At 65.3% G+C, this 23,870-nt stretch carries 18 protein-coding genes and 1 pseudogene; 9 read left to right on the top strand and 10 right to left on the bottom strand.

The genetic code is table 11. The features are described from left to right. Window positions 1-75: 75 nt before the first annotated feature. Both rhaI and ABIC78_RS05940 read right to left on the bottom strand, forming a co-directional pair. Window positions 76-1,368 (bottom strand): L-rhamnose catabolism isomerase, encoded by a 1,293-nt coding sequence (gene rhaI, locus ABIC78_RS05945; protein WP_354488276.1) that lies wholly within the window; start codon window positions 1,366-1,368, stop codon window positions 76-78. A gap of 22 nt (window positions 1,369-1,390) precedes the next feature. Then, on the bottom strand, window positions 1,391-3,586 hold the full coding sequence (locus ABIC78_RS05940; RefSeq protein ID WP_354488274.1) for a bifunctional rhamnulose-1-phosphate aldolase/short-chain dehydrogenase: 2,196 nt from the start codon (window positions 3,584-3,586) through the stop codon (window positions 1,391-1,393). Window positions 3,587-3,712: 126 nt separating this feature from the next. Between ABIC78_RS05940 and ABIC78_RS05935 the strand changes: the two genes are divergently transcribed. The 3 genes from ABIC78_RS05935 (at window position 3,713) to ABIC78_RS05925 (ending at window position 7,118) form a co-directional block, all read left to right on the top strand. Beyond that, window positions 3,713-5,140 (top strand): FGGY-family carbohydrate kinase, encoded by a 1,428-nt coding sequence (locus ABIC78_RS05935; RefSeq protein ID WP_354488272.1) that lies wholly within the window; start codon window positions 3,713-3,715, stop codon window positions 5,138-5,140. A gap of 35 nt (window positions 5,141-5,175) precedes the next feature. Next, the gene (gene rhaT, locus ABIC78_RS05930) at window positions 5,176-6,240 is read left to right on the top strand and encodes an L-rhamnose/proton symporter RhaT (protein WP_054131048.1); all 1,065 of its coding nucleotides are present in this window, start codon (window positions 5,176-5,178) and stop codon (window positions 6,238-6,240) included. 89 nt (window positions 6,241-6,329) lie between these two features. Then, complete coding sequence (locus ABIC78_RS05925) at window positions 6,330-7,118, top strand: DeoR/GlpR family DNA-binding transcription regulator (RefSeq protein ID WP_354488270.1); 789 nt, start codon at window positions 6,330-6,332, stop codon at window positions 7,116-7,118. A gap of 7 nt (window positions 7,119-7,125) precedes the next feature. Here ABIC78_RS05925 and ABIC78_RS05920 read toward each other — a convergent pair whose 3' ends face one another. The 5 genes from ABIC78_RS05920 to ahpC form a co-directional block, all read right to left on the bottom strand. Beyond that, window positions 7,126-7,527: a c-type cytochrome gene (locus ABIC78_RS05920; RefSeq protein ID WP_022677023.1), complete on the bottom strand. Its 402-nt coding sequence runs from the start codon at window positions 7,525-7,527 to the stop codon at window positions 7,126-7,128. A 101-nt stretch (window positions 7,528-7,628) separates the two neighbouring features. Then, window positions 7,629-8,111 carry a MarR family winged helix-turn-helix transcriptional regulator gene (locus ABIC78_RS05915; RefSeq protein WP_022677022.1) on the bottom strand — a complete coding sequence of 161 codons (483 nt, stop codon included), beginning with the start codon at window positions 8,109-8,111 and terminating at the stop codon, window positions 7,629-7,631. A gap of 118 nt (window positions 8,112-8,229) precedes the next feature. Then, a complete protein-coding gene (locus ABIC78_RS05910) occupies window positions 8,230-9,702 on the bottom strand; it encodes a helicase HerA domain-containing protein (protein ID WP_168351156.1) in 1,473 nt (490 codons plus the stop codon). A 177-nt stretch (window positions 9,703-9,879) separates the two neighbouring features. Next, complete coding sequence (gene ahpF, locus ABIC78_RS05905) at window positions 9,880-11,436, bottom strand: alkyl hydroperoxide reductase subunit F (protein ID WP_354488267.1); 1,557 nt, start codon at window positions 11,434-11,436, stop codon at window positions 9,880-9,882. Between the two features lie 199 nt (window positions 11,437-11,635). Then, a complete protein-coding gene (ahpC, locus tag ABIC78_RS05900; RefSeq protein ID WP_062782590.1) occupies window positions 11,636-12,199 on the bottom strand; it encodes an alkyl hydroperoxide reductase subunit C in 564 nt (187 codons plus the stop codon). Between the two features lie 493 nt (window positions 12,200-12,692). Here ahpC and ABIC78_RS05895 point away from each other — a divergent pair, with 493 nt between their 5' ends. The 5 genes from ABIC78_RS05895 to ABIC78_RS05875 all read left to right on the top strand — a co-directional run bounded on the left by ABIC78_RS05895 (window position 12,693) and on the right by ABIC78_RS05875 (window position 17,973). Next, window positions 12,693-13,850 (top strand): HlyD family secretion protein, encoded by a 1,158-nt coding sequence (locus ABIC78_RS05895; RefSeq protein WP_084390734.1) that lies wholly within the window; start codon window positions 12,693-12,695, stop codon window positions 13,848-13,850. Further along, on the top strand, window positions 13,850-15,457 hold the full coding sequence (locus ABIC78_RS05890) for an MDR family MFS transporter (RefSeq protein WP_022677017.1): 1,608 nt from the start codon (window positions 13,850-13,852) through the stop codon (window positions 15,455-15,457). The genes ABIC78_RS05895 and ABIC78_RS05890 overlap by 1 nt, the downstream gene beginning before the upstream one ends. A gap of 20 nt (window positions 15,458-15,477) precedes the next feature. Beyond that, the gene (locus ABIC78_RS05885) at window positions 15,478-16,917 is read left to right on the top strand and encodes an efflux transporter outer membrane subunit (protein WP_354488263.1); all 1,440 of its coding nucleotides are present in this window, start codon (window positions 15,478-15,480) and stop codon (window positions 16,915-16,917) included. 113 nt (window positions 16,918-17,030) lie between these two features. Beyond that, window positions 17,031-17,300 carry a hypothetical protein gene (locus ABIC78_RS05880; RefSeq protein WP_062782587.1) on the top strand — a complete coding sequence of 90 codons (270 nt, stop codon included), beginning with the start codon at window positions 17,031-17,033 and terminating at the stop codon, window positions 17,298-17,300. Then, entirely contained in the window at window positions 17,254-17,973 is a 720-nt protein-coding gene (locus ABIC78_RS05875) for a TetR/AcrR family transcriptional regulator (protein ID WP_231627559.1), read from the top strand. Before ABIC78_RS05880 ends, ABIC78_RS05875 begins: the two co-directional genes overlap by 47 nt. A 54-nt stretch (window positions 17,974-18,027) precedes the next feature. Here the strand turns inward: ABIC78_RS05875 and ABIC78_RS05870 are convergent, their stop codons facing one another. Then, window positions 18,028-19,323 (bottom strand): cytochrome b/b6 domain-containing protein, encoded by a 1,296-nt coding sequence (locus ABIC78_RS05870; protein WP_354488261.1) that lies wholly within the window; start codon window positions 19,321-19,323, stop codon window positions 18,028-18,030. Window positions 19,324-19,564: 241 nt separating this feature from the next. On the opposite strand from ABIC78_RS05870, the pseudogene ABIC78_RS05865 reads away from it, so the two are divergent. Further along, window positions 19,565-20,397 (top strand): annotated as a pseudogene (locus tag ABIC78_RS05865) (AIM24 family protein). A 108-nt stretch (window positions 20,398-20,505) separates the two neighbouring features. On the opposite strand, the gene ABIC78_RS05860 reads toward ABIC78_RS05865, so the two are convergent. Beyond that, window positions 20,506-22,974: a TonB-dependent receptor gene (locus ABIC78_RS05860; protein ID WP_354488259.1), complete on the bottom strand. Its 2,469-nt coding sequence runs from the start codon at window positions 22,972-22,974 to the stop codon at window positions 20,506-20,508. Window positions 22,975-23,130: 156 nt separating this feature from the next. Next, the gene (locus tag ABIC78_RS05855; protein WP_062782575.1) at window positions 23,131-23,322 is read right to left on the bottom strand and encodes a YezD family protein; all 192 of its coding nucleotides are present in this window, start codon (window positions 23,320-23,322) and stop codon (window positions 23,131-23,133) included. Between the last annotated feature and the right edge of the window lie 548 nt (window positions 23,323-23,870).

Raw genomic sequence — 23,870 nt, 5'->3', positions numbered from 1 at the left:
GGCTCGTCAGGGCAAGGGGTTGGCGCGCTTCGCCCCCTGCCCCGGTCGTGCCCCGCCATCATGCACGGCGCTGCGTCAGACGATGCCGGCGCCCAGCCCCACCGCCTTGCGCTCCTGCGCCTTGCGCGCGCGATACTGGCTCAGGCGATAGGCTTCCAACACGTCGATCGCCCCGCCAGCGGCCACACGCGCCTTGGCCAGGATCGGCGCCACGTCGATCGAATAGGCGCGGCGCAGCGCCTGAAACGCCATCATCGTGTCGTTGCTCTCTTGCGCCGCATGCAGTGCATCGCGATCGACCAGCAAAGCCTTGGCAAAGCAGCCGGTGATCGCTTCGGCCGAAGACAGCATGGATTCGATCGGATCGGTCACGTTGTGCGATTGATCAATCATATAGCTCGGATTGAAACCGTCGCGCGGGTTCAGCTCGGCCTCGACCAGTTCGTTGAACACCAGGAACAGCTGGTGCGGGTTGATCGATCCGGAATCGAGATCATCGTCGCCATACTTGCTGTCGTTGAAGTGGAAGCCGCCCAGCTTGCCGAAGCGGTGCAGCCGCGCCACGATCTGCTCGATGTTCACGTTGGGGGCATGGTGGCCCAGGTCGACCAAGCACTTGGCCTTGGGGCCCAGTTCCTGCGCCGCCAGGATCGAGCTGCCCCAATCGGAAATCACCGTGGAATAGAATGCCGGCTCGAACATCTTGTGTTCCAGCAGCATGCGCCAATCATCGGGCAGCGCGGCATAGACTTGCGAAGCGGCATCGAGATAGCGATCCAGGCTGCGGGCAAAGTCCTGCTGGCCGGGGAAGTTGGTGCCATCGCCCACCCACACCGTCAGGTCGGTTGAGCCGAGCTGCTTGCCGATCTCGATGCATTCGATGTTGTGTTCCACCGCCTGCTGGCGGGTGGCGGCATCCTGGGCCGACAGCGAGCCGTTGGCATACGTGTGCGCCTGGCCCGGCTGATCCTGGAACGTGTTGGAATTGACCGCGTCCCAGCCCAGGCCCAGCGCAGCGGCTTCTTCACGCAGCGCGGCAAAGTCGCTGACCTTGTCCCACGGAAAATGCGGCGAAACGCGCGGCGTCACCCGCGAAAGCTGGTTGATGACGGCGCAATCCTCCAGCTTTTCGTGGATGTTGGTCGGCTCTCCGGGGATGGGGAACTTGGCAAAGCGCGTGCCGCCGCGGCCCGCGCCCCAGCTGGGCACCGCCACCGAAAAGCTGGCAACGCGGCCCAGCACGGCGTCGATATCGATGCCGGTGCGGGCCAGCTTGCGTCCCAGCGCGGTATAGTCTTCGTCCAGCGCATCGGCGTGGCGGGCGTTGGCTTCGGCGATCAGATCGGCCGACAGCGGCAGGTGTGTCATTGTCTTGTTCTCTCCCGAATGCTCAGCGCGTGAAAGCCTGAACGTTGCCGGCGTCCACGTTGATCATGTTGCCGGTCGACTTGGCCGATGCTTCCGAACCCAGCCAATAGGCCGCCTCGGCGATGTCTTCGGGCAGCACGTCGCGCTTGAGCATCGAGCGGTTGCGATAGTGCGCTTCCAGTTCCTCGCCGGCGTCGATCTTGTTCGAGGCCGCGCGTTCCTTGCGCCAGTCGCCGTCCCAGATCTTGCTGCCCTTGATCACCGCATCAGGGTTCACGACGTTGACGCGAATGCCTTCGGGCGCGCCTTCCAGGGCAAGACAGCGGGCCAAGTGGTTGGCCGCAGCCTTGGCGCTGGCATAGGCAGAAGCCCCGGCGGCGGCGGCCACCGCGTTCTTCGACCCGATGAACACGACCGAAGTGCCGCCCTGTTCCTTCATCCGCTTGAGCAAGCCCCAGGCGTGCTTGGCGGTAAGGAAATAGCCCTGGGCAAGCACGTCGAAGTTGCGGTCCCACAGCTCCAGCGTCGTCTGCTCGATCGGTGCGGACGAAGCAATGCCGGCGTTGGCGACGAGGATATCGAGCCCGCCGAACTCGCGCGCGGCATAGGCGAAGGCCGCCTGCACCTGCGCTTCATCGGTCACGTCGCAAGCCACGGCGCGAACCACGTCTTTGCCAAACTGCTTGGCAAAGCCGGCGCGCACGTCCTCGGCAGCGGTGGCATCCCGGTCAGCCAGGACAACGCAGGCGCCTTCGCGCAGGAAGCGGGCGGCGGTCGCCGCACCAATGCCACCGGCGCCGCCGGTAACCAGCGCGATCTTGCCGACCATCGGCTTGGGCGCCGGCATGCGCTGCAGCTTGGCTTCTTCGAGCAGCCAGTATTCGATGTCGAACGCTTCCTGCTCGTCGAGCGCGATATATTCGCCGATCGCTTCGGCCCCGCGCATCACGTTGATGGCATTGCCATAGAATTCACCGGCCAGGCGCGCGGTGGTCTTGTCGGTGGCAAAGGTGATGCGGCCGACGCCGGGCACGAGCACGACGACCGGGTTGGAATCGCGCATCGCCGGGCTGTTGGCACGCTTGCAGCGTTCGTAATAGGCCGCATACATGGCGCGGTAATCGGCGATCTTTCCGGCCAGATAGGCATCATCCTGAAGACGCGCCGGGTCGAGCGTCAGCGGCGCGATCTTGGTGCGCAGGAAGTGATCAGGGCACGAGGTGCCGAGCGCAGCAAGGCGTTCGAACTGAACCGACCCGGCAAATTCCAGCGCCTCGGCATCGTCGGACCAGTGACCAAGCTTGCGGCGCGCACCGGTCATGAAACCGCGCAGGCGGGGCATGAGGTCGGCCGCGATGGCCGCGCGATCCGGGTTCGGTGCCACCTTCTGGCCGCCAAACGCCGGCTTGCCCGCCAGCTTGGCGTTGAGATAGTCGGCGGCATCGGCAATCAACTGCACGGTGTGTTCGTAACAGGCCTTGGCACTGTCGGCCCAGCAGATGATGCCATGCCCGGCCAGCATCACGCCTTCGACCTGCGGATTGGCCTGCACATAATCGCGCAGCATGACGCCCAGGGTATAGCCGGGGCGCTTCCACGGCAGCCAGCCGATCTTGCCGCCCCAGATTTCCTGCGTCGCCGCTTCGCCGCCCGAAGAGGCTGCCAGCGCGATGATCGCATCGGGGTGCACGTGGTCGACATGGGCAAACGGCAGCAGCGAGTGCAGCGGCGTATCGATGCTGGCCGCGCGCCCATTCAGGTTGAACGTGCAATGCGGCAGATAGCCGACCATCTTGTCGTCATCGTCCGGCCCGGCATAGTGCGCTTCCAGGCCCAGCAGCTTGTCCTGATAAAGCGTGGCAAAGCCATCGAGCTTCATCGAGCCGATGTCACCGCCCGACCCCTTGACCCACAGCACCTCGACCGCAGCGCCGCTCAACGGATCGGTTTCGGTGAGCTTGGCCGAGGTGTTGCCCCCGCCAAAATTGGTCACCGTCAGATCGGAACCCAGCAGGTTGGAGCGATAGAGCAGCAGCTCTGCCGGCGACAGCGTGGCGGCGTGGGCATCGTCCCAGCGGCTGGTCGGCACGGCAAAAGGAATGGCGGCGTCTGCGGCAACAAGCGTTTCGACGGTCATGGCATCCTGCGTGGATTGGGCCATCGAGTCGCTGCCCGATTGGCCGGTGAACGTGGGGCGGCACAACCAGGATGATTGCATCGCGTCGCAGGGCTGCTAACATTTTTGGTGGAATTGATCAAGAATGATTGATATTGATCATTTCCACACAAGGCGCCGGCGGCGGAGATTCTCCCATCGCGCGCGACCAAACGGAGAGCGAGTGGCTTGGCACGCGGCAGCATCATCGTCATCGATCTGGGCAAGACGCTCAGCAAGGTCAGCCTGTGGCGCCCGGATGGCACGCTGCTTGACCGCAAGGTGCGGCCCAATGCCCCGATCGAGATCGACGGGCTGCGCCGGCTCGATGCGCAAGGTATCGGCGACTGGCTGATCGGCGCCTTGCGCGAATTTGCCGCCGTCCCGCTCGATGCGCCGATCGACACGATCGTGCCAGTGGGACACGGCGCGGGCGTGGTTGGCGTGGCACAGGGCGCGTTGGCGTTTCCCCCGCTCGATTACGAACAGCCGATCCCCGACGATGTGATGGCCGCCTATCGAGCGCAGCGCGATGCCTTTGCCATCACCGGCTCCCCCGCCCTGCCCGATGGCCTCAACCTGGGCAGCCAGTTGTTCTGGCTCGAACAGCTCTATCCCGCCGCCTTTGCTGCCGGTGGCCCCACCCGCGCCACGCTGATGCCATGGGCGCAATATTGGGCGTGGTTCCTGACCGGTACGGCCACGAGCGAAGTGTCGAGCCTGGGCTGCCATTCCGATGTTTGGAGCCCCGCCCAAGGCACGTTAGCGCCCATGGCGGCGCGGCGCGGCTGGGCCGATCAGTTTGCCCCGGTGGTGCCCGCATCGGCGCAAGTCGGCTTGCTCTCTCCGCGCCTGGCACGCGCGACCGGGCTGCCTGCCACCACGCGGGTGCTTGCCGGGCTGCACGATTCCAATGCCGCGCTGATGGCCGCGCGCGGCTTTGACCAGTTGGCCGGACAGGATGCCACGATCCTGTCCACCGGCACCTGGTTCATCGCCATGCGCCTGGCGCGCGGGGCATTTGATCTTGCCGCCCTGCCCGAAGCGCGCGATTGCCTGGTCAATGTCGACGTGTTTGGCCAACCCGTGCCCTCTGCCCGGTTCATGGGGGGGCGCGAGATCGAAAGCCTGATCGAGATCGACACGCGCCGGGTCGATATCAAACCCGATCAGCCCGCGCTGCTCGCCGCCGTGCCCGATATCCTGCGCGACGGCACGATGATCCTGCCCACGCTGTGCCGTGGCTTTGGCCCGCTGCCCCATGGCACGTTTGGCTGGATCGGCCAGCCGCGCGACTGGTACGGCCGCCGCGCTGCCGCGTGCCTCTATGCTGCACTGGTTGCCGATATCTCGCTCGGCCTGATCGGCGCCAGGGGCCACCTTCTGGTCGAAGGCCGCTTTGCCGAGGCAGAGGTATTCGTCCGCGCGCTGGCGGCACTGCGCCCAGACCTGGCGGTCTATACCGCCAATGCCCACAACGACGTGTCGTTCGGCGCGCTGCGCCTGATCGATCCCACGCTCAAGCCACAGGGTGAACTGGTCCCGGTCGCGCCGCTGGAAGGCGATATCGCCGCCTATCGCGCCGCCTGGCACGCCGCCATTTCCCAACCGGCCTGACACCACGATAAGAAACACGAGAGGAAGCAACGACGATGGGCGGAAATCCGGCACTGGGCGTGCTGTTTCACTGGCTGGGGGGCTTTTCCTCGGCCAGTTTCTATGTGCCGTACAAGCGGATCAGCCGCTGGTCGTGGGAGGTGTTCTGGCTGGCGGGCGGGCTGTTCTCGTGGGCGATCGCGCCTTGGCTGTTTGCCTCGCTGCGCACGCATGATCTGCTTGGCGTGCTCGCCGCCGCGCCGCGCCAGACTTTGCTGTGGTGTTGGTTCTGGGGCGCGATGTGGGGCTTTGGCGGGCTGACCTTTGGCCTCACCATGCGCTATCTCGGCCTCTCGCTGGGCATGGCCGTGGCGCTGGGCCTCACCACCGTGATCGGCACGATGGGCCCGCCGATCTTCCATGGCACGCTGGGCGATATTGCCGCCACCACCAGCGGCAAGCTCACGTTGCTGGGCATTGCCATCACGCTTGTCGGCATCATCGTCGTTGCCCGCGCCGGCAGCGCCAAGCAGCGTGACCTGGGCGGCACCGCCAGCGTGGGCGTGGCAGAGTTCAACCTCAGGAAAGGCATCCTGATCGCGATCTTTTCCGGCGTCATGTCAGGCTGCTTTGCTTGGGGCCTCGATGCCGGGCAGCCGATCCGCGATCTGACCCTGGCCGCTGGCACCGATCCGCTCAGCCAGGGGCTGCCAGTGCTGTGTGTCGTGCTTGCCGGCGGGCTAACCACCAACCTGGTCTGGTGCCTGATCCTTATCGCGCGCAACCGGAGCGCCGGGCAGTTCCTGGGCGCGGCCAATGACGGCACCGGGCGCGCACCGCTGCTGCGCAACTATGCCCTCGCCGCGCTGGGCGGCACGCTGTGGTATGGCCAGTTCTTCTTCTACACCATGGGCGAAAGCCAGATGGGCAAGTACGGCTTCTCGTCGTGGACGCTGCACATGGCCTCGATCATCCTGTTTTCCACGCTATGGGGCTTTGCCCTCAAGGAATGGAGCGGCACGAGTGCGCGCACCCGCACCATCGTGTGGAGCGGCATCGCCCTGCTGGTCGGCGCCACCGTGGTGATCGGCGCGGGCAACATGCTGCAGGCCGCTGCCTGACGCAGCCCATGCGCGAAGATGATGGCTTTTGAGCGCGCAGGCGGGCATAAGCCAGCGCTTGCCGGAATGAAAAGGGACGAGCCAGGGCCATGCATGCAGCGGAACGCGAACGGTTGATCGTCGAAGCGATCGGCCCCACGGGTTTCGTGAGCTATCGCGACCTCGAGGCGATGCTTGATGCCTCTCCCGCCACGATCCGGCGTGATCTGTCGCGCCTGGAAAGCGAGGGGCGCATCGTGCGCGTGCATGGCGGCGCGCGTCTGGCTGATGGCGCCGAGGCGCCTGCCCGCCCGGTCGGCTTTCACCTGTCGGGCACGCCGTTCGAACAGGCCATTACGGAAAACCTTGCGGCCAAGCAGGCGATCGGCCGGGCAGCCGCAGCGCTATGCCAGCCCGGCGAAGGCATCATGCTCGATGGCGGCACCACCACCTTGCAGATGTGCCCGCATCTGGCCGGGCTCGATCTCCAGGTGCTGACCAATTCGCTCTATATCGTCAATGCGCTGCTGCCGCAGGCTGGCACGCGCATCCTGGTGCCATCGGGCGCGGTGTTTCGCGAACAGAACATCATCCTGGCCGCGGCGGGCGAGGAATCCATGCCACGCTTTCATGCGCCCAAGCTGTTCATGGGCGCAGCGTCGGTGGGCGCAGCCGGGGTGATGCAGGCCGATGTCGTGCTGGTGGCGGCAGAGCGCCGCCTGATCGACCGCGCCGAACAGGTGATCCTGCTGGTCGACAGCAGCAAGTTCACCACCCGTTCGGGCACGATCGTGTGCGGGCTGGACGAGGTCGACACCCTCATCACCGACGCCGGCATCCCCGCTGCTGCCGCCGCCGCGATCCGCGACGCCGGCGTGCAACTGGTGATTGCCGAATAGACCGGTGTTACTTGGTCGCCTGTTGCAGATAGGCGATCACGTCGGCGCGGTCTTTCGCATCGGGCAGACCGGCAAAGGCCATCTTGGTGCCCTTCACATAGGTGGTCGGGCTCTTGAGATAGGTGTCGAGCGTATCGGGCGTCCACGTCACGCCGCTGCTCTTCATCGCATCGGAATAGGCGTAGCCCGGCAGCGAGCCAGCCTTGCGCCCGATCACGCCCTTGAGCGAGGGGCCAAGCCGCGTCGCCCCGGTGTTGAGATCGTGGCACGCCAGGCAGCGCGCCGCCACGGTGCGGCCATGCGCGGGATCACCGCCTTCGGCCGCCGCGGCCGGTGCCACCGTTCCGGCAACCCCGATTGCCAGCCCCAAGGCGCCCAGCGCCACAACAGAAAAACGAGCAAGCTTCATCACGGTCTCCCGGGCGGGCCGCATTCCGGCCCGCGTGATTTCAGACCATGTCACACGCTGGCTGACAAGGTGCTGAACGGGCCGTGGCGCACAGGCCGCCGTCACCCCTCCTTGGAAGGGGCGGAAAGATAGACTTTCATCAGGATGCGGAACAGTTCGGACCGCTCGCGCACGGTCAGGCATGCGGTCAATTCGTCTTCATGCGCCACGATCACGCGCCGCGCCTCGGCCAGGGTGATCAAGCCGCTTTCGGTGACCCACAGCCCACCAGCGCGGCGATCGAGCTTCGACGGCTCGTTGACGAGATAGCCGTTGCGCATCAGCTGGCGCACGAACTGGTGCACGGTCGGGCGCTCGATCTTGAAAAAGCGCGAAAGGTCGGTCTGCTTCACGCCGGGATTGGCGTTGACCAGCCACAGGATCGCCACCTGCTTGGGCGTGACGCTGAGCGGTTCAAGCTGGCGTTCCAGCCGCGAGACGAACAGCGTGTTCGTTGTGCCGATGTGCAGGCCCAGGACCGAATCCAGCCCATCCAGCGCCAGTTCGGGCGTAACTGATTGACGGGTAAGAACTTCGGACGCCAAAGCGCAACCTTTCAAGACACACTGCGGCACAGAATGTTACCGCATCAAGTCCATTAGGCATACGAACCGTTTTTGCGCAAATGTTTTGCGGCGCAACAGCGCCGAAGCCCACCAAAGGTCAGGCTTCGACCGGTGCCGTCGTCATGCCCAGACCGGGAATACCGATGGACCGGCGCCCGCCATAATCGGTGCGCACCACGATCAGCCCGCTCTTTTCGAGGTGATCGAGCAGGCGGCGGATGCGCCCCGGGCTGCGCGTGCCATAGATTTCGGCCATCCGGTCGTCATCGGGGCATGGCAGCCCTTCCACCGCCGCCACCGCCAGTACCAGGAACGGCGCCACCAGATCGTCGGCCACGCCTTCGGCCAGCTTGAGTGCGGCCTGCCAGCGCGGCTCGCGATCATCGGGAATGCCGGCCACGGCCATGGCAAAGCGGCGGCGGAACGCGGCCAGGTCGATGCCCACTTGGCCAAGCCGCTGCATGCGGCAGCGCACGGTGAAATCCTGATAGAGCTGCGCCGCAGGCTGGAACGTGCAATCCGGCTCCGCCGCCATTTCCGCCAGGATCGCGGCAATATCGGCAGCGGTTTCCTCGGCGGCAAACAGGCTGGGCTCGACCGGTGGTTCCACCTGCTCGGCGGCGGGCACGCTGCTTTCGATCTGCTCCAGCAGCTCGCCGCTTTCGGGTGCGGTTTCTTCCGGTTCTGGCGGCGTGGGCAGCGGATCGAACATCAGCGGCTCTGCCATCAGCAGCGCCTCCATCTCCTCGCCGGCAGCATTGGGCATCGGCATCAGGCCATGCACCACGTTGCGCGCGCGCGTTTCCACGTCGGCGATCTTCACCCCCACCGGGCGGCGGCAGATCGCCGGGCCCAGCGCCAGGAAATGGCCGCGCTCCAAGTCGCGGATCTGTTCGGCCTGGCGCCGCTCCATGCCGAGGAGATCGGCGGCGCGGGCCATGTCGATATCGAGGAAAGTGCGCCCCATCAGGAAGTTGGATGCTTCGGCCGCCACGTTCTTGGCCAGCTTGGCCAGGCGCTGCGTGGCGATGATCCCCGCCAGCCCGCGCTTGCGGCCACGGCACATCAGGTTGGTCATCGCCGCCAGCGAGAGGCGGCGCACATCGTCGGCCACATCACCGGCGGCGGCAGGCGCAAACATCTGCGCCTCGTCCACCACCACCAGCGCGGGATACCACTGGTCGCGCGGGGCATCGAACAGGGTGTTCATGAACACGGCGGCGCAGCGCATCTGCGCTTCCAGCTCCAGCCCGTCGAGCGCCAGGATAACCGAAGCGCGATGCTGGCGGATGCGTGCGGCCAGCTTGACGATCTCGGTGCCGTCATAGGCCGATCCATCGACCACGACATGGCCAAACGGTTCGGCCAGGCTGACGAAATCGCCTTCCGGGTCGATCACCACCTGCTGCACCACGCTGGCGCTCTGCTCCAGGATCCGGCGCAGCAGGTGCGACTTGCCCGAGCCGCTGTTGCCCTGCACCAGAAGGCGCGTGGCCAGCAGTTCCTCAACATCGATGCGGACGGAGGCGCCCGACCGGTCGTCGGCGCCGATGACGATGGTTGCGCTCACGCCTCGCTCTTAGCGCGCAGGGCCGTGGCGGCAAGGGGATTGGGGGAAAAGGTTGTCGAAAGCGGGGTGGCAAAGGAACACGCCCTCCCCCAACCCCTCCCGCCTGCGGGAGGGGCTTCTGGGTCTCCCCCTCCCGCAGGCGGGAGAGGGTCGGAGGGAGGGAATGTTATCTGACCCTTAGTGTCGGATCAGATAGTCAAACGCCGCCAGCGAGGCCTTGGCGCCCTCGCCCATGGCGATGACGATCTGCTTGAACGGCACGGTGGTGCAGTCACCCGCAGCAAACACGCCGTCGAGGCTGGTGGCATTGTAGGCGTCCACCTCGATCTCGCCACGGTTGGTCATGGCGATGCTGCCGCCCAGCCATTCGGTGTTGGGCACCAGGCCGATCTGCACGAAGATACCTTCCAGTTCGACGGTGTGTTCCTCGCCAGTTTCGCGGTGCTTGTAGACCAGCGCCGTCACCTTGTTACCATCGCCCAGCACCTGCGTGGTCATGGCCGAGGTGATGATCGTCACGTTGGGCAGGCTGCGCAGCTTGGTCTGCAGCACCGCATCGGCGCGCAGCTGGCTGTCGAACTCGATCAGCGTGACATGGCGCACGATGCCGGCAAGGTCGATCGCGGCTTCCACGCCCGAATTGCCGCCGCCAATCACGGCGGTGCGCTTGCCCTTGAACAGCGGACCATCGCAGTGCGGGCAATAGGCGACGCCCTTGTTGCGATATTCGTCCTCGCCGGGCACGCCCATCTGGCGCCAGCGGGCACCGGTCGACAAGATCACGGTCTTGGCCTTGACGCTGGCGCCGCTCGCCAGTTCGATGTGGTGCAACCCATCGCCATTGGCCGGCTTGAGCTTCACGGCAGCCTGCACGTTCATGACGTCAACGTCATAGTCCTTCACGTGCTGCTCCAACTGGGCAACCAGCTTGGGCCCTTCGGTGTGCGGCACCGAAATGAAGTTCTCGATGCCCATGGTATCGAGCACCTGGCCACCAAAGCGTTCGGCCACCACGCCGGTGCGGATGCCCTTGCGCGCGGCATAGATCGCCGCTGCCGCGCCGGCCGGGCCACCGCCGACCACCAGCACGTCGAACGGATCCTTGGCGGCGATCTTTTCCGCCGCGCGGGCTACCGATCCGGTGTCGAGCTTGGCCACGATCTGCGCCAGGTCCATGCGGCCCTGGCCGAACTGTTCGCCGTTCAGGTAAACGGTCGGCACGGCCATGACCTTGCGGCGCTCCACCTCGTCCTGGAACAGCGCGCCATCGATCGCCACATGCGTGATATCAGGGTTGAGCGCGGCCATGATGTTGAGCGCCTGCACCACGTCGGGGCAGTTCTGGCACGAGAGCGAGAAGAACGTCTCGAAATGCAGCGGCCCATCGAGGTTGCGCACGGCGTCAAGCAGTTCGGCCTCTTCCTTGGGCGGGTGACCACCCACGTGCAGCAGCGCCAGGATCAGCGAGGTAAATTCGTGGCCCAGCGGCAGGCCGGCGAACACCGCCTGCGCGCGCCCTTCATCCGCGCGGATGGCAAAGCTCGGGCGGCGGGCATCCTGCCCGTCGAGGCGCACCGAAACCTTGTCGCTCAGCGCGGCGATTTCCTCGACCAGGCTGCGGGTATCGGCAGACTTGGCGCTATCGTCCAGGCTCGCGACCAGTTCGATCGGGCGGCGCAGGTTGCCAAGCAGGCCCTTGAGCTGGGCAGTGGTGGGGGCGTCAAGAATAGGCATGGCGTGTTTCTCTCAGGCAGGAGGGTGCGTGCCGCGTGGGGCCATGGACGGCCTCACGCCTGGGATGGGCGGAGCGGGCAGACATTTGGGGGCTTTCCCGGCCGATGAAGGCGCCGGCGCCGCGTGGGCGCGCGCAAGGGGCCGGGGTGCCCGGGTCCGGGGCGGGCGCGCTGGCCCACCCCGGTTCAGGCAGCAAGAATCAGATCTTGCCGACGAGATCGATCGAGGGAGCAAGCGTTTCGGCGCCTTCTTCCCACTTGGCCGGGCAGACCTGGCCGGGGTTTTCGCGCCAGTACTTGGCAGCCTTGATCTTGCGCAGCAGTTCGGTGGCATTGCGGCCCACGCCTTCGGGGGTGATTTCGACCAGCTGGATCACGCCATCGGGATCGACCACGAAGGTGCCGCGGTCGGCCAGGCCAACGCCTTCGCGCAGGATGCCGAAGTTGTTGGAGATGGTGTGGTTCTGGTCGCCCAGCATGTAGTAGTTGATCTTGCCGATGGCCGGCGAGCTGTCGTGCCAGGCCTTGTGGCTGAAGTGGGTGTCGGTCGACACCGAATAGACTTCCACGCCCAGGCTCTTGAGCTCTTCATACTTGTCGGCAAGGTCTTCCAGCTCGGTCGGGCACACGAAGGTGAAGTCGGCCGGGTAGAAGAAGAACACGGCCCACTTGCCCAGGACGTCAGCATCGCTGACATCGACGAACTTGCCCTGGAGATAGGCAGTGGCCTGGAACGGCTTGAGCTTGGTTCCGACGATCGACATGGTTCGACTTCCTTGTGGTTGGTCGTGGCTGAAATGAATGCTGGCAAGAGGGGCAAGACACGCCACAGCGCATCAGCGCCCCTCGTTGCAGGGCAGCAATTAGGCATGGGCGCCGGCGATTGCCAATGATCAATTCCGCCCAGATTGATTGATCCTTTCGATAAGAGGCCGCCAGCGCTCATCACATCCATGCGTCGTGCCCCGACATGCCCTTTGGACAGCGCCGGCGCAGGGAACCAATTGCGCAGCTGCGAATTGCAGCGCGTGCAAGCCTTGGTTCCCGCCCGCCTGAAAACCCACGCCTGGGCGCTGGCAGCACACGACTTGCCGTAAAAAATCTTTCAAAGCCAACATGTTGACGTTTTAGGTTGCAATTTTCGCAAGCTCGCTTCGAAAACTTTCACTTGCAGCCCAAGGCACCGCTCGCCAATTGCGCCAATATTGAACTAAACTGTCTCGTTCCATTTTTGCCGATCTGACAGGAAGCCCTCCGATGCCCGCCCCCGACACCGCTGCCGCAACCCCGTCCACCGAACCTGCTGAAGAGACCGCGCCCGCGACCAGCGGCCGCAAGAAGCTGATCGGCCGCATCGCGCTGGGCGTGGCGGCGGTGGGCCTGGTCTATGGCATTTATGCCTTCATCGATTATCGCAACAATGGCCAGTACATCCAGTCGACCGACGATGCCTATGTGAAGGCCGATGGCGTGACCGTCAGTTCCAAGCTGGCCGGCTATGTGCGGCAGATCGGCGTGGCCGATAACCAGCAGGTTCCTGCCGGCGCTTTCCTGGTGCAGATCGACCCAACCGATTACAGCGCCAAGCTGAACCAGGCCGATGCCCAGGTCAGCGTGGCCCGCGCCGCCGAGCAGGCGACCTCTGCCGGCATCGCCGAAGCGCAGGCCAGCCTCAACCAGGCCAAGGCCGCCCTCGCGGCCTCGCAGCGCGACCTGGCGTACTACAGCAGCGAAGTGGCGCGCTATGCCCCGCTCGCCGCCAGTGGTGCCGAACCGCGTACCCAGCTCGACCAGCTGACCAGCGCGCGCGACAAGGCCGCGGCCGATGTGCGCGCCAAGCAGGCCATGGTCCAGGCCGCCGCCAGCAAGATCGCCACGACCAAGGCCCAGGTGCAGCAGGCCAGCGCGCAGATCGCCTCTGCCGAAGCCAGCCGCCAGGCCGCTCGCAACGATGTCGGCACCACGCGCATCGTCGCGCCGATCGCCGGCAAGGTCGGCTCCTCGGCCGTGCGCCTTGGCCAATTCGTGCAGCCCGGCCAGCGCCTGCTGACCATCGTGCCGACCCAGGCGATCTATGTGGAAGCCAATTTCAAGGAAACCCAGATCGGCCTGATGCGCCCCGGCCAGCCGGTGACGATGCATGTCGACGCGCTGCCTGACGTCGATTTCCACGGCGTGGTGGATTCGATCACGCCGGGCACGGGGGCGAACTTCTCGCTGATCCCGCCGCAGAACGCGACCGGCAACTTCACCAAGATCGTCCAGCGCGTGCCCGTGCGCATCCGCATCAACGCGGGCGAGGAATCGCGCAAGGTGCTGGTCCCTGGCCTGTCGCTGACGGTCAAGGTTGATACCCGCGCCGCCAAGGGCGCCATCAAGGCGATCCGCGCCGAGCAGGACCAGGGAGCCAAGTAATGGCCGCCGCAACCCTTCCGGCCGAGGCCGGCAACGGGGGTGGCGCGGCAAAGCCAGCGGCTGGTTCCAGCTCTGGCAATGCCGATCTGACCGCCTGGCTGGCCGTGGTGGCCGGGGCCATCGGCGCGCTGATGGCCACGCTCGACATCTCGATCGTCAATTCGGCCCTACCCACCATCCAGGGCGAAATCGGCGCGTCTTCCACCGAAGGCACGTGGATCGCCACCAGCTATCTGGTGGCAGAGATCATCATCATCCCGCTCACCGCCTGGCTGGAACGCGTGTTCGGGCTCAAGCGGTTCCTGCTGATCGCCTCGGTGCTGTTCACCGGCTTTTCCATCGTGTGCGGCCTGTCCACCACGCTGACCATGATGATCGTGGGACGCGTCGGCCAGGGTTTCACCGGCGGGGCAATGATTCCCACCGGGATGACCATCATCGCCACGCGCCTGCCGCGCCACCAGCAACCGGTAGGCACCGCGCTGTTCGGTTCCACGCTGATCCTGGGGCCGGTCATGGGCCCACTGGCCGGCGGCTGGCTGACCGAGAATTTCTCGTGGCACTATGCCTTCTTCATCAACATTCCGATCTGCATCATCCTGATGGTGTTCCTCACGGTTGGCCTGTCCAACACCAAGATGCGCCTTGATGAGTTGCTCAACGCCGATTGGCTGGGCATTCTTGGCCTGGCACTGGGCCTGGGCGGATTGACCGTGGTGCTGGAGGAAGGCAACCGCGAACAGTGGTTTCAATCCACGCTGATCTGGCAACTGACCGGGGTGACCATCGTTGGGTTCATCCTCATCTCGATCGGGCAGCTCTTTGCCAAACGGCCAGTGATCAAGCTCGCACTGTTGCGCAACCGCGCTTTTGCCGCGGTCTTCGTGCTGGGTCTGCTGATCGGTTCGGTGCTCTATGGCACGGCCTATGTCATCCCGCAGTTCCTGGCCGCGATCGCTGGCTACAATGCCTATCAATCAGGGCAGATCGTGTTCCTGTCGGGCATTCCTGCCGCGATGATGATGCCGCTGTTCCCTCTGCTCGTGAAGCGGTTCGACCTGCGCTACGTGGTCTTGACCGGGATGCTGATCATGGCCGGGTCGTGCTGGCTCGATACCACGCTGACAGTCAACTCCGATGGGTCCGACTTTGTCGTGTCGCAGCTGATGCGCGGATTGGGCCAGGCCCTGTCGATGCTGTTCCTCAACCAGGCAGCCATTGCCAGCGTCAAGCCCGACGAAGCCGGTGACGCATCGGGCCTGTTCAACGCGGCGCGCAACCTCGGTGGCTCGATCGCGCTGGCCCTGCTGGCCACCCTGCAGGAACGGCGCGAGGAATTCCACCGCTGGTCAATCCACGAAACCCTGCCGGCCAACAGCCCCAGCGTGCAGGATTGGGTATCGAGCCAGGCTGCCTCGTTTGGTGGCGGGCCCGACGGCCTTTCTGCCGCGCTGCAATCGATCGACGGCATGGTGCTCAAGCAGGCGCTGGTCATGGCCTATACCGATGAGTTCATCGCGCTGATGGTCGGCATTGCTGTCGTCCTGCCGCTCGTTTTCCTTCTCCGGCCCCTGCCCAAGGGCCATCACAACATGGCGATGCACTGATGCAACATTCTTCACGCCCCATGGCTTTCCGCCCCCTGGCCATCGCCCTGCTCGCGTCCGCCGCCCTTGCCGGGTGCACCACGGTTGGCCCCAAGTATGCTGGCGCGCCCGATGCTGCGCCGGGCGCCGCGGCTCGCAGCGCGTTCCTGCGGGGCGACGCTGCCACCACCACCGCCACGGCGCCCTCCGCGCGTTGGTGGGATGCGCTCAATGACCCGGTGCTGGGCAGCCTGATCGACAAGGGCCTGGCCAATTCGCCCAATATCGCGGCGGCCAATGCCCGCATCGCCCAGGCGCGCGCTGGCCTTGCCGCCAACAAGACCGCGCTGATCCCCACGCTCAATGTTTCCGGCGCGGTGCCCTATATCAACGTGCCCTCCAACATCCTGGGTGGCAACGATACCGGCCGCACCGACACCACGATCTACAACGTGGGCTTTGACTCGAGCTGGGAACTGGATCTGTTCGGCGGCACCCGCAGCAAGATCACCGCTGCCGGCGCCCGTGCCGAAGCGGCCGAGGCCGGCGCGGATGATGCCCGCGTGACGCTGTCGGCCGAAATCGCCCGCGCCTATGTGTCGCTGCGCGCCAAGCAGGCCGTGCTGACCCTGCTCGATCAGCAGGCGGCGATTGATGCCCAGCTGGTCAACCTGGCGCAGCAACGGCTGCAAGGCGGCACCGCGCCCGAGCAGCCGCTGGCCCAGGCCCGTGGCCAGGCTTCGCAAACCGAGGGGGACCGCGCCAAGACGCGGGCCGATATCACCGTGCTGATCGATCAGCTGGCCGTGCTGACCGGGCAGGAACCCGGCGCGCTCGATGCCACGCTGACCACGCCGGCGCCGCTGCCGTTGCCGCCGGCCAGCGTGGCCGTGGGCGATCCCGCCAGCCTGCTGCGTAATCGCCCCGATATCCGCATGGCCGAGCGCCAGCTGGCCGCCGCCAATGCCGACATCGGCGCACAGATCGCAGCTGGCCTGCCCAAGATCAGCTTCATGGGCCTGCTGGGCTTGGGTGGCACCAGCATCGGCGATGTGGTCGATCCGTCCAAGATCATCGGCCTGGCCCTGCCGCAGATCCGCTGGAGCCTGTTCGACGGTGGGCGCAACAAGGCACAGGTGGCCAGCAAGCGCCAGGCCTATGCCGAGCAGGAAGCCAATTATCGCAACACCGTGCTGACCGCGCTGCAGGATGCCGAAGGCTCCCTCACCCGCTTTGGCAGCCAGCGCCAGGTCTATGGCAAGGCGCTGGATAGCCAGGCGCAAGCCGCGCGGGCGCAAGCCCTGCAGCAACAGCGGGCCGATGCCGGCACCGTGGCCCGCAGCGACGCCTTGAGCGCGCAACGCCAGCAGGTGCAGGCAGCCCAAGCCACTGCAGCGGCCGCTGCAGAGCTGACCACCGATTTCATCGCCGTGGAAAAGGCGCTTGGCCTGGGGTGGCAGGCACCGGCCCAGGACCGCTGAAATGAGCCAGATCCGTTCCGTTTATAGCGCTTTGCGAACGCCCGAATCTGTGTCAATTTTCCTTCACAAGACGCCGCAAAGGCGTGAGCCACTCGGACAGAGGGTTGGGAAGGATGGATTGGTTTTCGGATATCGGCCGCCGCGTCTGGCTGGCCTATCAGGAAGGGCTGGAAATGACCTGCCCCGCACATCGCGAATGCGTAAAGCGGCCGGGACAGATTGCGGCACGCGACAGTGCATCGGCCTTGCCCGGAACGGCAGCGGAATTTTCGGCGTCGTACACCTTCGTCGCGCAGATCGATGCGGCGACGGCCTCGGGCAACGGGAGTGCGGCCGATGACTCTGCCGCCGCATTCCAGCACGGATCAACCGCCCGCCACTGACGCACCGGCCACCGACGGCATGGCATCGCCCGCCGCGCCGCGGCGGGGGCGCCCCTCGGTGGCAGAGGCCGAACAGCTTTACGGCAAGATTCTCGACGCCAGTTGGGAGGTTTTGCTCGACAGCGGGCTGGATACCTTCACGTTCGATCGCGTTGCGCGCCATGCCCATATCGGCAAGGCCACGATCTATTCCCGCTTTGCCGGCAAGCGCGAACTGCTGGAAGCACTGGTGCATCACGCCGTGGCCAAGCGCCGCGATGCCATCGCCGCGCTGCAAAGCGACCGTTCTCTGGCAGAAACGTTTCGCCTGCGCGCCGTGGAAACGCTGGAACTGCTCCATTCCCCCGATGGCAAGCTGATGGAACGGCTGATCGACTGGCTCGATACCGAAGCCGGCAGCCCGCAGGGCGGCTATCGCGCGATGGTCTATCGCAACGCGGTCGACAAGATTCGCAGCCTGTTCGAAATGGCGCAGCAGCGGGGCGAGATCGTCATCGACGATTGCGAGAACGCCGCACGGTTCTGGCTCGAAGGCCTGTTGGGCCACTACAAGATGGCCAGTTCCGAAGGAGGCCAGGATCGCGCGCAGCACATGCGCTGGGCCGATCGCTATGTCAGCTTCTTCTTTGCCGGGGTGCGCCAGCAAGGATCGCCCGGCGCGCCGCCGCGCTGACCGATCGCATCCCGCCCTCGCCCGGCATCGGCCAGGCGCGGGCGGGAACGCGGATCAGGACTGGCGCTTGGCCTTGAGCGCGAAATCGACTGTCACACCATCGAGCAGCGTATCGGTGCCACCCCATTCACCGGTGCCGACGCCAAACGCCGTGCGTGACAGCGTGGCGGTGCCGTGCGCGGTGGCCCGATCGCCATCGATCGTCAGCACAAAGGCCAGCGGCACCGGGCGAATCTTGCCGGCCAGCGACAGCGTACCTTCGGCGACATAGTGCCCGGGCGACTGCGCGCGGAAACGCGATGCAGTATAGATCGCTTGCGGGTGAGCGGCGGCGCGGAAGAAATTGTCGCCCTTGAGCATGTCGTCGCGCTGCGCATCGCCGGTGCCGACCGAAGCCAGATCGATCGTGGCGCGCAGCGTGGAATGGGCAAGATCATCGGGCGAGAACACGATCTTGGCGTCCCAGCGGCCAAAGCTGCCGTTGATCGCGTCACCCGAATAGGTGGCGTGGAAGCCAAGCTTGCCACCGGGCGCGAGTTGCCAGGCAACCGCCTTGGCAGCAGCCTCAGCGCCGGCGGATGCATCGGCCACGGGCGCCGCCGCGCTGGCCGGCGCCTGAACCGCGGCATCGCTGGCCATATCGGTGGCCGCTTCTGACTCATCGCCATCGGGATCAGCCGACGCGGCTGCAACCGGCGCCACCGCCGGGCCACCAAACGGCCAGACCTTGGCAAGCGCCATCGCGCCGGCCGAGCAAATCAGCGCCACAGCCACACCAATGGTCAGCCCGCGGCGGGTATTGGCCGGGATCATCCGCCCCAACAGATCATCGCCCATGAAGTGATGGCGCAGCGCGCCAGCGACGTGCAGCGCGAACAGACCCAGCGTCACCAGGCCAAGTGCGCCGTGAATGGTTTCGGCCGGTTCGTGCCAGGCATGGCCCACCGGCAGATTGGGCATCGGCAGCTTGCCGAACACCATGGTCTGCATGCGGATCTTGGAAGTGGACACCATGATCCAGCCCGACAGCGGGCCCACGATCATCACTGCATAGAGCAGGACGTGCACGACCTTGACCAGCAGCTTTACCGCCGGCGCGCCTTCGGCCGGTGCCGGGCGCCGCGCCACCAGACGCACGCCCAGGCGCGCGAGGCTGAGTGCCAGGATCAGGAAGCCGACCGACTTGTGAAACTGGTAGCCGGCAAAGCTGGCCGTGCCCTTGGGCAGGTCTTCCAGCCGCCAGCCGAGCGACACCTGAAACAGCAGCAACGCCGCGATCGACCAGTGGAGGATGATCGCACTCAGGGCATAGCGCTTTGGCGACAGCCCCCGCGAAAACGTGTCATTCATGCCGCGAAAATCTCCTCATCCTCTTGGCCACCCGCGCTGTCTATAACAGGCGATTGTGGCTTTTGATATGCCCAGCCGATCCATGCCGGATCAGGTGCGATCCAACCGGTTCATGTCACCGATCGACCGCCATCGTCATCACGACGAACCAGGCTGGAGCGTGCGCTGCGGCCATGCCATGGTTCGCTGCGTCACCGCGCGTGGGCGCCCTGCCCCGCGCCATCAGGAGACCGCATTTCCCATGAGCAGCAGCCCCTGGAGCCACAGCCGCCGCGCCGGCGTCGCCGATGACGTGGACTTTGCCATTCGCGGCAATGACCTGCAGTTCGTCGAGATCGAACTCGATCCTGGCGAGAGCGCCGTGGCCGAGGCTGGCGCGTTTGTCTGGAAAGATGCCGCGATCGAGATGACCACGGTGTTTGGCGATGGCAGCGACGGCGATGGCGGCGGCTTCATGGGCAAGCTGCTGGGCGCGGGCAAGCGCCTCGTCACCGGGGCCAGCCTGTTCACCACCGTCTTTACCCACCACGGCCATGGCAAGGCGCGCGTTGCGTTTGCAGCCCCTGTGCCGGGCACGCTCCTGCCGCTCAAGCTGTCGGACCTGGGTGGCACGCTGATCTGCCAGAAAGACAGCTTTCTGGCAGCCGCGCGCGGCGTATCGATCGGCATCGCGTTCCAGCGCCGGATCATGACCGGCCTGTTTGGCGGCGAAGGCTTTGTCATGCAGCGGCTGGATGGCGATGGCTGGGTGTTTGTCCAGATGGGCGGCACCCTGGTGGAACGCGAGCTTGGCCCGGGCGAACAGCTCCATGTCGATACCGGGTGCCTGGCCGCCTATACGCCCTCGATCGATTTCGACCTGGTGCGCGCGGGCGGCGTGCGCAGCGTGCTGTTTGGCGGCGAAGGCCTGTTCTTTGCGCGGCTGACCGGGCCGGGCAAAGTGTGGATTCAGTCCCTGCCCTTTGCCCGCCTGGCCGGCCGCGTCGTCGCCGCTGCCATACCCGGCGGGGCAGCAACCGCGGCGAAGGTTCGGTGCTGGGCCCGCTCGGGGATTTCATCGACGGCAATCGCTAAGCGTTTCGGGACAGGCCCTTCGACAGGCTCAGGGCGAACGGAACTTGGGGAAATTCCCTTGGTTTCTGTTCGGGCTGAGCTTGTCGAAGCGCCATCCCACCGCGCCGCTTAGAACTGCGTGCGCACGGTCAGGCCATAGGTGCGCGGATCGCCGACCTGGCCGACGATCAGGCCGGTGTTGCCCGAACCGACTGCGAGCTGTTCGAAATAGTGCGTGTCAAAGGCATTGCGCAGCCAACCATAGATATCGAAGCGGCCCTCGCGGCGCACGCCCAGGCGGAAGTTGGTGAGCGCGTAACCTTCAATCCAGGTATAGGCCGAAGGGGTGGGGTTGGACGAAAAGCGCGAGCGATAGTTGCCATCGACGCCGAGATAGACCTGCCCTTCCCCGCCGAACGCCTGGACCGGCAGGTTGACTTCGCCGCCATAGGAGAACGACCACTTCGACACGCCGGGCAGCACCTGGCCGGAAATGTCGCACGACAGCGGGCTGATCCCCGGCGTGCCCGGCGCGGCCGGCGTGCCGATCAGGTTGCCATTGGCATCGACATTCTGGGTGCCGCCCGAAAGCTCGGGCGCGCAGGGCGCATTCTTGAAGCGGATATATTTGGCATCGGTGTAGGCCGCGTTGGAATAGAGGCTGATCCGCTCGCTCGGCCGCACCGCGAAATCGACTTCGACGCCCTGGGTGCGAACCTTTTCGGCGTTGGCGAGATAGCCGCGCAGCGCGCCCACCGTGTAGTTCGTCACCTGCGCCTGATAGTCGTTGATATCGGTGCGGAACGCCGCAACATTGAACGTGCCCTTGCGGTTCCAGAACTGCGTCTTGATGCCCAGTTCAAAGTGGTTGACGCGTTCCGGCTTGATCGTGGCAAACTGCAGCAGCGGGGTGCCATCGGTGTTGGCCGGCACGCCGTTGAGGTTGATGCCGCCCGATTTGAAGCTGCGCGCATAAGTGCCATAGACATGCACTTCGCTGGTGGGGTCCCAGGCCAGAGTCGCGTCGCCCGACAGGTTCCAATCGCTGAAATTGGCGACGAAATACTGCGGCGCGAGCACGGCCAGCTGGGCCTTTTGGCGCGCGGTGTTGTTGGTGGCAAACGTGACAAGGGCGCCGTTTCCATCGGTGACGGTGGAATTGTAGATACCGTCCTTCTTGTCATAGTTGAGGCGCACACCCGGCTGGATCGACAGCGTGTCGGTCAGCTTGTAGCCGAACTTGCCATAGATTGCCGCGCTGGTGTTCTTGAGCGTGATGTCGTTCGCGGCGGTCAGGCCGTTGAGCACGCTGGGATCGTTCGACAGCGCATTGCTCGGCGCGATCAGGAACTTGCTCGCCGCCGGGCCCTGCTGCTGAATGCCGGTGGTGTGGATCTTCTGATAGAAGCCGAATGCGCCGACGGTATAGTTGAAGCGGCCGGTTTCGCCGGTCAGGCGCAGTTCCTGGGTATACTGGTCCTGGTGCGAGGGATTGTTGGACTTGGTCGTGATCGGCAGGCCGAGGTAATCGCGGTCGTTCGACGGGTCCCAATCCCAATAGCGCCACGCCGTGATCGAGGTGATCGTGCCCAGCCCGGTCTGAATCTTGGCGCGCAGCGACACGCCGCCCACCTCGTTCTTGGCGCGCAGAGCCACGTCTTCGTCAGTCACGCGATCGAACGGATTGGTGCTGGGCACGGCATAGTTCTGCGCGGCGGCGAGCGCGGCATACTGGCGGTTAAGCGGGCGCTGGGTGGCGCCGGTGCGCACATAGACCAGCGCGCAGCAATTGGGGTTCTGCTTGTTGTAATCCCCCGCCAGCGTCACTTCGACCGTGCTCGACGGGCGCCACAGGAATTGCAGGCGCGCGCCCTTGTTGTCTTGCGAATTGATCCACTGGCGCTGCTTGACGTTATAGACCGTCCCGTCGCGCTCAGTAAACGAGCCGGCCAGGCGCACCGCCAGGGTATCGCTGAGCGGGCCGGACACTGCGCCCTTGAGCTGGACGAAACCAAGGTTGCCGGCGGTCGCCTCCAGCCGGGCCTCGGGCTCGAACGTGGGAGCGCGGGTGGTGATGTTGAGCGCGCCGGCGGTGGTGTTCTTGCCAAACAGCGTGCCCTGCGGCCCGCGCAGCACTTCGATGCGGCTCACGTCGAGAAAGTCGAACGTGGAGGACGCGGCACGGGCATAGAACACGTCATCGATATAGACGCCCACGCCCTGTTCGATGCCGTCGTTGGTCAGGCCGAGCGGCGCGCCCAGCCCGCGAATGTTGACCGAAGTATTGCGCGGGTTGGACGAATAGAACTGCAGCGTGGGCGTCAACTGCGTGAGGCGGCCAACGTTGAACGCACCGGCAGCATCGATGTGGGCGCCGCCCACCACGGTAACGGCCAGCGGCACGGTCTGCACGGTTTCGGCGCGGCGACGGGCGGTGACGACGATACTGTCATCCACCGGCGGCTGGGCAGCGGCTGGCACAGATTTGCTGGCGGCGTCTGCCGGTGCAGGCGCATCGGCGGCATGGGCCGGGGCGGCAAGCGCGAGAGCAAGGCCAACGGAAGCCACCGACGCGGCGAGATGGGCGCGAACGAGCATGCTGATATCCCTTTCGACATGCCGGACCACGCGCGCGGAGGGGTTCCGTGGCGGGTGGCGGCATGGTCTGTTGTTGGTTTTTGCCATGGCCGGCGGCCCTCCCCAGAGCCGTGGTGCCGCCATGGATTGCTTGGCGTGATCGGAAATTCTGGCGGATCAGTGATTGTTGAAGCGGCGCTTCTCGGTCACGTCGATCTGCACGACGCGCCCTTCGTGAACGGTGAGGCCGACATGGCCATAGCGCAGCCCGGCCAGGGCCTCGCGCACGCTGTCGAGCGATTGCTCGATCAGGCGGGCCTGTTCCGGATCGCGGGCGGCCAGATCTGCATTGGCAGGTGTGATGGACATCGGCTCTCTCTTGCAAAGGCTTGGGTCTTGGCCCCGCCGTGGCGAGGTGCCTGTTGCCACCTTCTTATACTCAACTTTTGCGATAGACATTAAACGAGTTGTTGGAGGCCAGATAGCGAAACTTTCGCCACGATGAACGGCGCTACGCCTCACCCGCACACCAGCAGTCTCGGCCCAGCAATGCAGACCAAGCATTTGATAATATTCATTAACAACCAGAGTCCGCAGCGGGCTTGGGCATGCGCGGCCAGCCCGCTGCGGATCGGCCGTGGGCGCGCGCCTGGGCACGCGACTCACCGGGGCCATGCTCGCAATCTAGCGTAACGACGCCCGCTGACGAGCGGGCGGGCGGCGAAGCGGGCATGATTCTCGACAAAACGAGTAGAGATTAATGCGCGGCTTGTAACGTTTCCTGACAGGGCCGCTTTGCACTTGCCAAGGCGCCGCTGCCCGTTTCTAACATCGTGCTTGTCATACAAGAGTAGCAAAGCGGAACGATGGCGCGCGGGACCGCAACAACACCAAGCAGGACAGCAATCGTGGCAGAA

Origin of the sequence: Novosphingobium sp. 1529, assembly GCF_040544855.1 — a bacterium.
GTDB classification, from domain to species: domain Bacteria; phylum Pseudomonadota; class Alphaproteobacteria; order Sphingomonadales; family Sphingomonadaceae; genus Novosphingobium; species Novosphingobium capsulatum.
The sequence above is the reverse complement of the archived record's forward strand: the minus strand, read 5'-3'. Positions and strand labels throughout refer to the sequence as shown.